Origin of the sequence: Bacillus sp. FSL W8-0223, assembly GCF_038006805.1 — a bacterium.
Taxonomy (GTDB): domain Bacteria; phylum Bacillota; class Bacilli; order Bacillales; family DSM-4216; genus Bacillus_O; species Bacillus_O smithii.
This window is the reverse complement of sequence record NZ_JBBOVX010000001.1, coordinates 279,468-292,076: the sequence shown is the minus strand read 5'-3', so window position 1 is coordinate 292,076 and position 12,609 is coordinate 279,468. Positions and strand designations below refer to the sequence as shown.

The 12,609-nt window shown below is 38.5% G+C and carries 11 protein-coding genes; 4 read left to right on the top strand and 7 right to left on the bottom strand.

Going from position 1 to position 12,609, the window contains the following annotated elements; translation table 11 throughout:
- Positions 1 to 66 precede the first annotated feature (66 nt).
- Positions 67 to 1,734: a S8 family peptidase gene (locus tag NST81_RS01425; protein ID WP_341027846.1), complete on the bottom strand. Its 1,668-nt coding sequence runs from the start codon at positions 1,732 to 1,734 to the stop codon at positions 67 to 69.
- 565 nt (positions 1,735 to 2,299) lie between these two features.
- On the opposite strand from NST81_RS01425, the gene NST81_RS01420 reads away from it, so the two are divergent.
- Together NST81_RS01420 and NST81_RS01415 are read left to right on the top strand one after the other, a co-directional pair.
- Positions 2,300 to 3,385: an S-layer homology domain-containing protein gene (locus NST81_RS01420; protein ID WP_341027845.1), complete on the top strand. Its 1,086-nt coding sequence runs from the start codon at positions 2,300 to 2,302 to the stop codon at positions 3,383 to 3,385.
- A gap of 259 nt (positions 3,386 to 3,644) precedes the next feature.
- On the top strand, positions 3,645 to 3,986 hold the full coding sequence (locus NST81_RS01415; protein WP_341027843.1) for a VOC family protein: 342 nt from the start codon (positions 3,645 to 3,647) through the stop codon (positions 3,984 to 3,986).
- 73 nt (positions 3,987 to 4,059) lie between these two features.
- Here the strand turns inward: NST81_RS01415 and NST81_RS01410 are convergent, their stop codons facing one another.
- The 5 genes from NST81_RS01410 to NST81_RS01390 all read right to left on the bottom strand — a co-directional run bounded on the left by NST81_RS01410 (position 4,060) and on the right by NST81_RS01390 (position 6,928).
- Positions 4,060 to 4,704 (bottom strand): SDR family oxidoreductase, encoded by a 645-nt coding sequence (locus tag NST81_RS01410; RefSeq protein ID WP_328203139.1) that lies wholly within the window; start codon positions 4,702 to 4,704, stop codon positions 4,060 to 4,062.
- Positions 4,705 to 5,068: 364 nt separating this feature from the next.
- The gene (locus NST81_RS01405) at positions 5,069 to 5,650 is read right to left on the bottom strand and encodes a DUF421 domain-containing protein (protein ID WP_328203136.1); all 582 of its coding nucleotides are present in this window, start codon (positions 5,648 to 5,650) and stop codon (positions 5,069 to 5,071) included.
- 151 nt (positions 5,651 to 5,801) lie between these two features.
- A complete protein-coding gene (locus NST81_RS01400) occupies positions 5,802 to 6,005 on the bottom strand; it encodes a hypothetical protein (RefSeq protein ID WP_328203134.1) in 204 nt (67 codons plus the stop codon).
- A gap of 6 nt (positions 6,006 to 6,011) precedes the next feature.
- Positions 6,012 to 6,464 (bottom strand): MerR family transcriptional regulator, encoded by a 453-nt coding sequence (locus NST81_RS01395; RefSeq protein WP_040341231.1) that lies wholly within the window; start codon positions 6,462 to 6,464, stop codon positions 6,012 to 6,014.
- A gap of 212 nt (positions 6,465 to 6,676) precedes the next feature.
- Positions 6,677 to 6,928 (bottom strand): hypothetical protein, encoded by a 252-nt coding sequence (locus NST81_RS01390; protein ID WP_328203133.1) that lies wholly within the window; start codon positions 6,926 to 6,928, stop codon positions 6,677 to 6,679.
- 415 nt (positions 6,929 to 7,343) lie between these two features.
- On the opposite strand from NST81_RS01390, the gene NST81_RS01385 reads away from it, so the two are divergent.
- Positions 7,344 to 10,184 carry an Ig-like domain-containing protein gene (locus tag NST81_RS01385; protein WP_341027841.1) on the top strand — a complete coding sequence of 947 codons (2,841 nt, stop codon included), beginning with the start codon at positions 7,344 to 7,346 and terminating at the stop codon, positions 10,182 to 10,184.
- A gap of 337 nt (positions 10,185 to 10,521) precedes the next feature.
- Here NST81_RS01385 and NST81_RS01380 read toward each other — a convergent pair whose 3' ends face one another.
- Positions 10,522 to 11,124: a lysophospholipid acyltransferase family protein gene (locus NST81_RS01380; RefSeq protein ID WP_048622478.1), complete on the bottom strand. Its 603-nt coding sequence runs from the start codon at positions 11,122 to 11,124 to the stop codon at positions 10,522 to 10,524.
- A gap of 439 nt (positions 11,125 to 11,563) precedes the next feature.
- On the opposite strand from NST81_RS01380, the gene NST81_RS01375 reads away from it, so the two are divergent.
- Positions 11,564 to 12,550 carry a DMT family transporter gene (locus NST81_RS01375; RefSeq protein ID WP_341027839.1) on the top strand — a complete coding sequence of 329 codons (987 nt, stop codon included), beginning with the start codon at positions 11,564 to 11,566 and terminating at the stop codon, positions 12,548 to 12,550.
- Positions 12,551 to 12,609: the final 59 nt, after the last annotated feature.

Here is a 12,609-nt window from a genome sequence, read left to right as displayed (position 1 = left end):
ATTTCCAACAAAAAAGAGGCTTGATCTCAAAAGTTATTTTGCTTTTGAGTCAGCCTCGTTTTTCTATTAGCGAACCTGCATTGAATTGAGCCGTTTTTGAAGCCTTGTTTTTTCCGAGCCCTTCGGAAGTTTGTTAATATAAGATTGTGCTACTGATTTGTAAGACTTTTTCTTGTATTTTTGAGTTAAATTCACATATTTTTGAGCTTGCTGCAAGTTGATCAAGTATTGCACTTTATTGATTCTCGTTAGCAAATTGTTTTTTTCCGCGGCTGCCGGCAGATTGGAGATCGCTTGGAGCGCTTTTTCGACATTGGCATGAGAACGATGATGTTCGACATACGAAACTAGTTTTTGAGCCTGATCAGACAAGCTTTTTTTAACGGCATCAAGCCTTTTTTGCAGCTGCGTTTTGTCCGCCCCATTGTCCAAGCTATTGATCGCTTGCTGCGCAGCATCCACATATTTCTTCGTACGGTATTTCTCCGCCGATGCTACTGCTTGCTGAGCGATCTTTAACTTAGCTTGCACGTTTTCACTCGCACTCTTGGAAGATACATTCAACGGGTGATAAAAGACCATTCCGTAGCCGTACCAGTCATCTTTTCCTTTTTTTCCAAGATCCATTGCTTCCTTCTCCGCCTCTGCCCGCAGCTGGCTATTCAATTCATTAGGATGCATTTGTTTTAATAGAGCCAACATGCCGGCCACATGAGGAGCCGCCATCGAGGTGCCGCTTCCGACTGCATACTCTCCATTCAAATAAGTGCTGACGATATTTTCACCCGGTGCAGATACTTCAATTTCCGGACCAGTTGCGGAAAAAACAGAACGATTTTTATTTGAATTTAATGAAGATACCGCCACAACACTGCTGTATTTGGCCGGATATTCCACCGTATCTCCTGTACCGGATGAATTCCCATTATTTCCTCCTGCTGCAACAAGCAAGATGCCGCTTTTATATGCCTTATCGACTAAATCATGAAGGATTTTGGAGTCGGTGCTTGTCCCAAAACTCATGTTAATAATGTCCATCTTATTTGCAATCGCCCAATCCAGAGCTTCTGCAATATCTTGCAAGTTTCCGTTTCCGTTCTTATCCAACGCTTTTACGGCATAAATCTGAGCATCCGGTGCGACACCGGCGATCCCTATGCCATTACGTTTAGCGCCAATGATTCCGGCTACATGAGTACCATGTCCATTATCATCTTTATAGGAAGAGGTGTAATCGACAGTGGACACTCCGCCTGCAATATTCAAATCCGAATGAGAGGCAATCCCCGTATCAATCACGGCGATTTTGACGCCTTTACCGGTCACCCCGTTTTCCCAAGCTTTGGATGCATTAATCGCCTGCATGTCCCAAGTTTTTTCATTGGAAGAAACGGCGCGGCTTGTACTTAACGTTTGAAAACTCGAATCAGCCAATTGAAACGGAACATTCTCTTCCACATAGGCAATATTTGGATTCGACTCTAATTGACGAACGTCTTGTTTGTCCGCCGTAACAGAAACGGCCGGAATGCTTTTAAATTGATGTTCTACATCATGGCTGTTTTCAATAGCGGCCTCTTTTCCTTTCATGTTTTTATAAACGACGACCACTTCTTTTTCGCCTTTTTGAGAAGAGGGCTGGTCATTCGCCGAGGCAATCCCCGATTCCACATTCAACCCTAAAGCCAAAGAAACCGACAGCAATAAAGCATAAAATGCCGTTTTTTTCTTCATCTTCCATTCCCCCAGAGGCACACATTTTTATTCTATGTAAAAACAAAATTAGAAAGATATTACAATCTTTTATTTTCATTATATCACCTAACATCTGCTCTACAAAACGGTATAAATGGAATCTTTTTCATCATCGGCGGAAAAAGAGACTAGTGATTTTCCTATGTACGATCTATCTCTATTTATTCCTCAATCGCTTCCTTAAATTTTTCAGGTTACAGTAACATCTCCATAATTGGTGTTATTTTGATCATGATGTTCTCTTCACTACCTCCTCAAAGAGATTTCGGAAAACATTAATCGTTGTCAAAATATAAGTGGAGCAGAATCTCATGTTGAACGTGTTCATACTGCTGTTCAATTTCAAAAAACTATTCATTGGAAATCCAGCATAAATATTACATCTTTTTCGCCAGGAGTAAAATCCTTATAATATGTTAATTTTGACAAAATATCAGGTCTTTGGGCTGATTTAATCTTATTTTTCAAAATTAATAGTGACTATTTAGAGCTTTTTCTCTTAAAATGGAACAACAAGCACTTTTTACAAAAAAAGGGGGATTATATGAAAAAAGTTATTCCTATTCTAGCCTTGCTGTTGGTTCTTCTTGTGCCTTTCAAAATGGTGTCGGCCGCTGAAAAGACATCAGACATGTACTATCCTGAAGATGTGGACGATGATTATTGGGCACATGACGAGATACAGGACTTTTTATCTGCTGATATTATTGATGGAAAGATACAGTATGATGAAGATGGATTCCCTTCCGTCTATGTAAAGCCAAACGAAAATATTACGAGAGCCGAATTTACGAAAATGATTGTCAATGCAATGGGACTGGAGTTAAAAGGAAAAGCCAAGTCTTTTGCTGACGTAAAATCCGGCGCTTGGTATTATCCATATGTTCAAATTGCAAGCAGTAACGGCATTATTAGTGGACGAAACGATGGAACATTCCATCCGGGAGACAAAATTAAACGCAGTGAAATTGCTAAAATGGTGTACAATGCTTTCCAAAACACCATTCAGTTTAACCCCATTCGTAAAACTTTTAGCGATGTGCCAAAATCAAGCTTTGCTTATGAGGCCATTCATAAAAATGCGGCCAACGGAATCATCCAAGGCTATGGAACTACTTTTAAGCCGAATGATTTGGCAACTCGAGCACAAGCCATTGTTATGATTTATCGCGCTTTGCACCAAGAGACAACAGCACTTCCTGACAAACAGCAATTAATTGATTTTGTAAAGCAATTTGAATCAAATGAAAGCCAATATATAAAAGATCAGAATTTTGATGCTTTGACTCAATTGTATAAAGACAATACAATCGGCTATTACCGAGCATCAGGTTTAGAATCAATTGACTTTTATCAATCGTTGAAGAATGAAAATGCTCAAATCACGATTGAACCTATCGGTGATCCTACTTATAACATAAAAACTTTAAATAATCGTTATGCAACAGTAGAATTAACCAATGCAAAAGTCAAAATCGCATTAAAATCTCCAGACTTTAATTTTGATGTAACCGAAGATCTATCTGGTCTATTCTTTTTAAAGCTAGATTCAAAGAGTCAAAAATGGAAAATCTATGATTTCCAAGCATATAGCACAGATCCGGACGAGCTTCCGCTTTTCGGACTCTGATATGATTTTTTCTTAAGGCTAAAACCTCCTGTTTTTTATGAACAGGGGGTTTTTAAATAATCCTTGTCTACCAACGTTATTCTGTAACTCTGCTTGAGTTACTTCATCTCATCCATTTGGCAGAAGAAATATAAAAAAAGCCAAAAGTTTAAATCAGATAGGAAGTTGCTATACTGAAACTATCGCTTCTGAATGGCAAAGGAGGATAAAATATGAAAAGCGTCAATCCTTATATCATTGTGGAAAATTGTCAAGAGGATTGAATTATTATCAAGAAGTATTGGGCGGAGAAATTAAAAATGTTCAATTAGCAGACGATGTCGAAATGTTTAAAGGCCATGAAGGCAAATGTTTGCATGCCGAGCTGCATCTTGGAAACAGCATCATCCATTTCTCCGATCCTTTCGGCCGTGTGGAAAAAGGGGATAATGTCAAAATCACGATCGAATTTGACAGTGAAGAAGAAATTCGTAAAGTATATCAATCATTGGTTGCCGACGGCCAAGCGATTTTGGAACTGCAAGATACGTTTTGGGGCGCTCTCCATGCCAATGTAATAGACAAGTACGGCATAGGCTGGATTTTGAATTATCAAAAATAATGGCAAAAAAAGAAGCCCTTGATCCGTATCAAAGAAATGCTGAAATACGGATGGAGGGCTTTTTTAAAAAAGACTATAGGTTTTTCAAAGCATCCGCAATCGGAATTTCACCGGAAATAAGATCAAAGGAGCGATAATACGTATTTTCCTCATCCAGAGAGGCTACAATTGTTTTCGCCACATCCTCCCGCGAAATCGTCCCTCTATTTAAATTTTCAGCCGCAAAAATCTTTCCTGTTCCCGGTTCGTTCAACAATCCTCCCGGCCGGATAATGGTATAGGCTAAACTGCTTTGTTCCAGCATAATATCCGCATAGTGTTTAGCCACATAGTACGGCTTGATGGCCTCGTTCCAGTTTTTTCGATTGTGGGCCTGAATGGCGCTCACTATAATAAACCGCTTGATCCACAATTTTTCGGCAGCGTCCATTGTTTTCACAGCTCCATCCAAATCCACCAACAGCGTTTTGTCTGCTCCTGTATGCCCACCGGAGCCGGCAGTAAAGACAATGGCTTCACAGCCTTCCGCCGCTTCAGCAATTTTGTCCACGCTGTCTTCCAAATCGGCAATCGCTGTTTCTACACCCAATTTTTCGAAAGATTGAGCCTGTTCTTCTTTTCTGACCATCGCTCGCACTGTATGTTCATTGCTTTCTTTTAATAACCGAACAACATGCTGCCCAACTTGGCCATTCGCTCCAACAACCAAAACTTTCAAGATTCCCAACTCCTCCCATTCTTATCCTTCTTAAACAAAACCTAATGTTTCATTGCTTTTTATCTCTTCTGGCCCGAGCTATGCAAACGAAACAAACCGATATATTCCATCCACTATCATGGGACATACTCCCCATTTACGTTTCAATTTATTATATCATGCATCGTTTGATCACTTGCAATGTCCATATCAGCTTAAACAAAAATTTTACAATAGGCGCCCTTTGCTGATTTCGAATCATTCTGTACAAAAGTTTAGATCATCGGCAAATGAATCACGCTTCCCACGTTCAACTTTTTATTACTAAAATGAATGGTAAGAAACAGCTTTTTCCCTCCGGCGCCTAAATGTCTGAGCCATTCTTTTATTTCAATGAATCAGGAGTAGACTTTTTCTCTGTAATTTCATCAAAAATATTTATTTGGGAGCTTTCTTTAGATTCTTCATTCTTTATATAGGCTTGCATCAACTTTTTAAACTCCCCCACGGTTAAAGGCTTGGCATCCTCTGTCAACTCATATCCTAATTGTCTGCTTGGTTCAATCGTAGCTGTTTTTATATCAGAAAAATTGGCAATGCCTTGCTGACGAAGACGCAATTCCAGCTGATCCACTGTTAATCGAAGTTTACGCAGCGCATCCGTTTGAATTTGTCCATTTTGAATGACGACCATCGCTTTTCCGGATATAAATGTTTCCAATCGATTCGACTTCATCTGCAAAAATTCGGTCACGACCAATGCCACGATAAATGTGGAAGACGCCAAAATGGTGCCTAAGAGGCTTTCTTGCGCCACCGGCTCTACAATAATCGTTCCTATCGATATGATGATAATCGTTTCCGGCAACGTCATTTGTGAAATAGTTTTTCTTCCTGCAATCCGAAGGAGCAGTATGCCAGCAAAGATAAGAAATAAAGCTTTTCCAATAGTCCCAAGCAACACCATAACTCCCTTCTCGTCCCATTATTCAATAATATGTGTAGGCTGCGCTTAGAACATGCATGTATGAATACAGATGGTCAAAGTGTTATGTGTGTCTGCTTCCGATATGAACCAAGTTCTTCTTCCATTCCCTTTCTTGAAAGCATTTAATTTCTCATCCTAAATAAAAAAGCACAGTTGACTCAGGTTTTCCACTGATTTCAACTATGCTTGAAAAAGATCTTGCATCAATGGTCAGAAACCCTCTACTCTTCGAGAAACAAAGGTCAAACGAAATCCAGCGGCGGAAAAACTGCCCCAAACAGCTCGTTATCTCCAACCCAGCATTTGCGGGAATTGCCCCCTTGCCGATGGCCATCTTATCTTATTTCTCCTTTTCCAATCGTTCAATGGCCTTTTCCGCCCTGTTTTTTAAGTCCATTAATTCCGACTCCACTTTTAAAATCTTTTCCTTTTTCTGTTCAATGAGCAATAATTGCGCATCGACTGTATTTAAAAGATCGGTTAAGGCTTGAATTAAATCCTCCGCTTTGTCTTTTTGTTCGCTTGTTCCTTTTACCTGTCTGTATTTTACTCTCTGCTGTTCCAATGTATTGCTTAAAGAAATAAAATGTTGCAGCTCTTGAAGAGTAAATCCCAACACTTCTTTTGCGTTCGTAATTTTCTTTAAAAACTCAACATGCTGTTGTGAATAAAGTCTAATTCCCCCTTTGCTTCTCGGAGGAGAAGGCAGAAGCCCAATTTGTTCATAGTATCGAATCGTTCGTTTCGTTAAACCGCTTTGCTTGGCCACGTCATCTATTTTTAATTCATCCATGTTCCTCACCTAAATCTCCTTCTGACTGCATCTCCTCGATGAAGGGGATGAAATCCGTTCTTCTATTTATTATACATGAAAAACGGGAACCGATATGAGCGCTTTCCCCTGTCCAAAACCAAGTTCACAGAATTGTTCTATCTCTCTTTCATACGGAATGCTCATCTTTTCCAACGAAAAAGACAAAATAAAAAGCCCTTACTTCCAGGGCTTCATTCACTCCATGATGCAATCAACCAAGCAATAATCGAAACAACGGGAATAACAATGAAAGAAATTTTTAATGTCTTTTTTGGCTGCTTTATAAAATTGACAGCATAAATGGGAATGCCCAATGTGACTGTATCCAAAATGGCTAAGACGATGTTTTTTGAAAGAGATCGCTCCGCATCTTTCACTATTTCATCTCCTCTCTCTTTTATCGTTTCCAAGAATTTTTTCGCACGGCATCCGGCACGATCCACTGAAACCCGCTCCGCAATAACACAAAAATCCTTTGGGGATCATCCCTCTTTATCGTGATCAAATGGTTGAAGCCTTGATCCTTAGGGAAATTCCAAACCTTCGGATTTATATGATGCCTCGTTCATCGCACGCATCGTTGCGAATGTTAAAAATTTATGGATACTTGCCCAATTACTTTTCCCGTTTTTCGTAGTACAAAAACGAAATCGGAAACAAAAAAATTTCAGACAAAACGATCGATTCATTTTGAGAATTTTTTGAAATGATTTTACATTCATTAGATTAGAAGTATACTATTTGTATGCAAAATACTTATTTTTAGCCCAAAAGAACTATTTTTTTATATTTCAATCTGTTAAAATACGGAAAAATGAATTAACATTTAAAAGATAGCATATCTAGGGAGGAATCGTCTTGCGGTCATTAAAAAAATGGAGCTACTTATTTTATTCCATTCTATTAGTGTTTTCATTGCCTATAGGAGCGCATGCAAATGAAAAAGGTATCAATGAGCCTTCAAAAATCTTATATCCAGAAAAAATTTCCAATCAATTTACTAAGCCTTTGAAAGCTAAGCAAGAAACGGATCAAGATTATAGGAATCCTGATGATTACCCATTCGCTTCACCTGGACAACACCTTGGAGTTTTATCGGATAGCTACGGTCAATCTCATTACCTGACTTACAACAACACAGTTGATTATTCGAATTCGGATATGGAAGTCCTACTTGGGTATCAAAGTAATACAACAAATAAAGATGCCTATCTTGATATCGAATTTTATAAGAATGATAATGGTTCCATGTCGTATTTAGGAAGCTCAACTTTTAATGTGAAGTATCTGGTGGGCAGCTTTTCTTTAGAAACCATTATCGGTAAGTCGGTCTATGAAAATGATCCTTATATTTATATGAGAGTAGGAGTTATACCTAGCTTATATGCTTCATACTACTCTGATGTCACTTATTTTAAAGTGAATAATCCATTTTGTAAAGAATCAACGACCCCAGATTCTAATCATTATGTGTTGATTAGCAACGAATCCACTAATGGCGATCAAATCGAAAATTCCGGTTCATTTAAAATCAATAATGATCAATATTCGTTAAACAAAAACATCGCAAAAAGCGCCTATAAAATGGACTATGTGAAACCTTTTGACGCCAAAAAATATAAAAATAACTTCATAAAAAGAGAGGCCAAATCAATCCGCCCATTATATCAAGTAGGAGACAGCAAGAATTTTTGGGTTTCCAATCTTGTAACGAATCAAGATTATCAAATTAAGGCAACTTTGAGTTATAGTGGTTCACACTCAAACGTATGGGTAAATAATAATCAAATTACACAAGAAAAAGCAGGGCAACTCGGAAAAGAATTTGACGATAAAATTCACCCTTTAGATGTAGAAAATTTCGGGAATGAATCAGATGTAGACGGAAACGGAAAAGTGGATATTCTTGTGTATGATATACAAGATGGATTTAATGAAAGCGGAGGATATGTTGCAGGTTATTTTAATCCAGCGGATCTTTATGCTGTTCCTGATTCCAATCAATCTGAAATCTTTTATATCGATACATATCCAACGATGGGGACGAGCTCAAATAAAGATGTCTCTGCTGCTTACTCCACGCTTGTCCACGAATTTCAACATATGATTAATTTCAACGAGAAAGTATTGATTCAAAAAAAAGAGCCTATGGATACATGGATGGACGAAGGGCTTTCCATGGCCGCCGAACAAATTTACGAAAATCAAGCTCTGCAAGATCGAATTGATTACTATAATTATGATACGGATATTACAAATGGACATTCACTCCTATATTGGGATTATGATGGGGATACTTTAGCCAATTACTCTCTATCCTATTTGTTTATGCAATATTTCAAGATTCAATGCGGACAAGGGGATCGAATTTTTAAAGAGCTGATAGATGATCCACACAGCGATTACCAAGCCGTCCAAGATATGATCCAAAAATATATTGATCCAAATCTTACATTTGGAAAATTTATGACAGATTTTAGAGCGGCGCTTCTATTGAAACAAAAATCCGGATTATACGGATTTAAAGGGAATCCGGCTTTCGACTCACTGCAGGAAAAAATCTACAGCGGAAGTTCACTTTATTTGAATGGCGGGGGAGCGGTTGTTAAAAAGGTTCGTTCGCCTGAAGACTATAGTATCCCTGCAGATAAAGGATCAGATGTTACTTATACGTTTTTAACAAAAGATCAAGGCACCTCTGTACAACAACCTACGAAACCATCCGTGAATAAAGTCGGCGATCATGACACGTCTGTGACCGGGACCGCTGATCCAAATAATAAAATAACAGTAGAGGCAAGCGGGAATGTGATTGGTTCTGACGATGCAAATGAAAATGGCCGTTTTTCCGTCGCCATTCCTGTGCAAAAAGCGGGCACTGAATTACATGTATATGCGGAAGATTCGGTGGGAAACAAAAGTGAAGAAACCATTGTAACGGTGAGTGACAACACCGCGCCGACAAAACCGGCAGTCAACGTAGTAAGCGACCGAGATACAGTTGTCACAGGAACAACCGAAGCAAATGCCAAAGTAACCGTAAAAACAGGCAACACCACACTTGGAATTGGTACAGCAAATCAAAGCGGTCAATTTAAAGTAACGATTACGAAACAAAGAGCAGGCACGACCTTAACTGTATTCGCCGAAGACGCGTCCGGAAATAAAAGTGCTGCCGTTGCAGTGAATGTGCTGGATAAAACCCCGCCGGCAAGCCCAACAGTCAATATTTTTGGCGACAACCAATTAACCATAACCGGAAAAGCTGAACCCGGAGCAACCGTCACAATCTATTCCGGCAATACCCTACTAGGAAAAGCCACTGCCAATAGTTTAGGAGCCTTTTCAGTTCTTATTAAATCTAAGCAAAAAGCAGGCACAACTTTAATAGCTTATGCCACGGACAAAGCCGGCAACAAAAGTGCAGGCAAGGCTTTTAAAGTAGCAGACAAAACGGCGCCAAGTATTCCAACGGCTAATAAAGTGACATCTAAGTCAACAGTGATTGCAGGGAAAGCTGAAGCCGGATCAACCGTTTACGTATACAACGGGAATAAATATATCAGCAAGGCCATTGCCGACTCTAAAGGAAATTACAAAATCAAAATATCCAAACAGAAAAAAGGCACGACTTTAAAAATTTATGCGAAAGATAAGGCCGGAAATCAAAGTGGAGTTCGATATGTGAAAGTACAGTAAGGGATTGATCTTAAAAAGAAATTCCACATGAGACTGTTTCAAAACGACGGAGAAAACCATCCAGCATCACTTGATTTAAGTGGTTCGGGATGGTTTTTTTAGTGTTAGATTTAATTGAGGTGCTCTAATGACGTCTTTTCAAGGATCGGACGCATACAACCATTGGAGCTTAAAAGCGTCCACACATTGTATATTCGCCTTCTATGCTTCATTCTTAGCCCAACAACTTTTTGGACGACACAAAATAGATTTCCTCTCTAATGAATCAACCTATAGTGCTCATTCACACTCATCAATCAATAAAAATACCCATCATTTCAACGATGGGCATCTTCTTTTATTCCTTTTCTAATTCATTTTCCAATTCTTTTATTTTGGTCTCTAATCGTTTTAAGGCATAGTCGATTAATTCATCTCGGTTCATTTCTTGTTTTTCTTTATCAAAGATAAGGGGTTCACCGAATAGAACGTGCGATTTTTCTCCCTTCCATAATCCGCTGAAATTGGTTGGACCTTTATAAGCAGCAGGCAATATAGGGGCATTCGATTTTAATGCGACAGTCACAGCCCCTTTTTTTAAAGGAACATCTTCACTTGTTCGCGTCCCGCTCGGAAATATGCCTACACATTGGTTCTTTTTCAAGATCTGCATAGGAATTTTTAAAGCACTCGGCCCCGGATTTTCCCTATTGACAGGAAATGCGTTAATAGAGCGGAAAAAACGATCTCTCCATTTTCCCTTAAAGAGCTCTTGCTTCGCCATATAATGGACAGGTATCGGATAAAGAGCAAGAGCCAACATAATGACATCGACCCATCCCCTATGAGAACACGTCACCACAAATCTTTCATCGGATGGAATATGCTCTTTCCCCTTCACCTTTAAAAGGCGAAACATTTTCACTAACAACAATAAGATCGTACTGATCAGTCGATACATGAATTTCCTCCAATCTTTCACAACATCATGATATGGAGAGGCAAAGAATAAGAGGCAGAAGATTCTCTTTTCTGCCTTCGCTTCATTTTAACATACTCTTAGGATGAAAAATTCCTAAGTTCTAAAATATTTATAAATTTTCATAAACCTTTTTTGACCTTCATTCCAAGTGTTATAAATACAGAAAAAATGCCAATATATGTTTTTAATGCCAAAACCATAAAAGTGCTCAAAAAACAGAGCATTCTTAAGATATCTTTTAAACAATCGTTTTCATTTTATTCAAAGCGGATATATTGTTCAGTAATTCACATAACTGCTCTTTTTCATTTGTGAAATACTGAACTATAATGATGTTTGTGTCAAAAGGAATGATGAATAGTTGTCTACATTTAATACTCAGATGACTGCACGATTCTAAAAAATCGAGGTAATCAAGATGAAAAAAGGTTTTCTATATATCATTCTATCGGCTGTTCTTTTTAGTACGATGGAGATTGTGATTAAAGTCATGTCTAGTGACTTTAACTTTCATCCTATTCAACTGAATCTTATACGTTTCTTTATTGGAGCGATGATTTTAGCTCCTCTTGCTATTCAACATATGAGAAAAAGTGGGTTTACTTTAAAAAAAGAACATCTATTCTTTTTCATCATCACAGGTTTTTTATGCGTTGTCGTTAGTATGACGTTTTATCAATTAGCGATTGTTTATACAAAGGCATCAACCGTAGCAATACTATTCAGCTGCAATCCACTTTTTGTCGTTCCGCTTGCCCATTTTCTATTAAAAGAGAAACTGACTAAGCGAACCATATGGGCATTAGTCATTAGCTTGATCGGCATTTTAAGAATTGTAAATCCATTCGAAATTTCTAATCCAGCAGGCATTGTTTATGCACTATTATCAGCCGTTTCATTTGCCCTCTACAGCGTTGTAGGCAAAAAAGGAATTCGACAATATAAATGTGACGGCGTTATCTTAACTTGTTTCAGTTTTGTAACAGGCAGTTTAGAGATTCTTGCTCTCATTCTTATTTCAAAAATAAATGCTGTGTCTAATTGGCTTACAAGCATCGGACTGGATGTGTTTGCGAATGTACCCGTCACCCAAGGAATTACATGGAGTACATTGCCTAGCTTAATTTATATTGGTATTTTTGTGACGGGACTTGGATTTGCTTTCTACTTTTTAGCAATGGACGTCACATCCGCTTCTACAGCCTCTACGGTGTTCTTTATCAAACCGGCATTAGCTCCGATCTTAGCCTTCTTTCTCTTGAATGAAGCTATTTCTGCCAATACAGCAGCCGGAATTGTTTTCATTATGATTGGTTCATGTCTGATTTTATTTGCAGACAAAAAACCAGCAAAACTCAGTGTCCATCGCCCAAAAATTCATTCACATATACGTTCCAATGGATGACAAAAAGAGCCCAATTTCTTTATCAAAATGGGCTCTTTTCTTTCTCAAAATTGGGCTCT

What these genes read in the sequence shown, in the direction of transcription:
- NST81_RS01425 (WP_341027846.1), bottom strand. Translation starts at nt 1,734, where the DNA reads ATGAAGAAAAAAACGGCATTTTATGCTTTATTGCTGTCGGTTTCTTTG.
- NST81_RS01420 (WP_341027845.1), top strand. Translation starts at nt 2,300, where the DNA reads ATGAAAAAAGTTATTCCTATTCTAGCCTTGCTGTTGGTTCTTCTTGTG.
- NST81_RS01405 (WP_328203136.1), bottom strand. Translation starts at nt 5,650, where the DNA reads ATGGTGTTGCTTGGGACTATTGGAAAAGCTTTATTTCTTATCTTTGCT.
- NST81_RS01400 (WP_328203134.1), bottom strand. Translation starts at nt 6,005, where the DNA reads ATGGCCATCGGCAAGGGGGCAATTCCCGCAAATGCTGGGTTGGAGATA.
- NST81_RS01395 (WP_040341231.1), bottom strand. Translation starts at nt 6,464, where the DNA reads ATGGATGAATTAAAAATAGATGACGTGGCCAAGCAAAGCGGTTTAACG.
- NST81_RS01380 (WP_048622478.1), bottom strand. Translation starts at nt 11,124, where the DNA reads ATGTATCGACTGATCAGTACGATCTTATTGTTGTTAGTGAAAATGTTT.
- NST81_RS01375 (WP_341027839.1), top strand. Translation starts at nt 11,564, where the DNA reads ATGAAAAAAGGTTTTCTATATATCATTCTATCGGCTGTTCTTTTTAGT.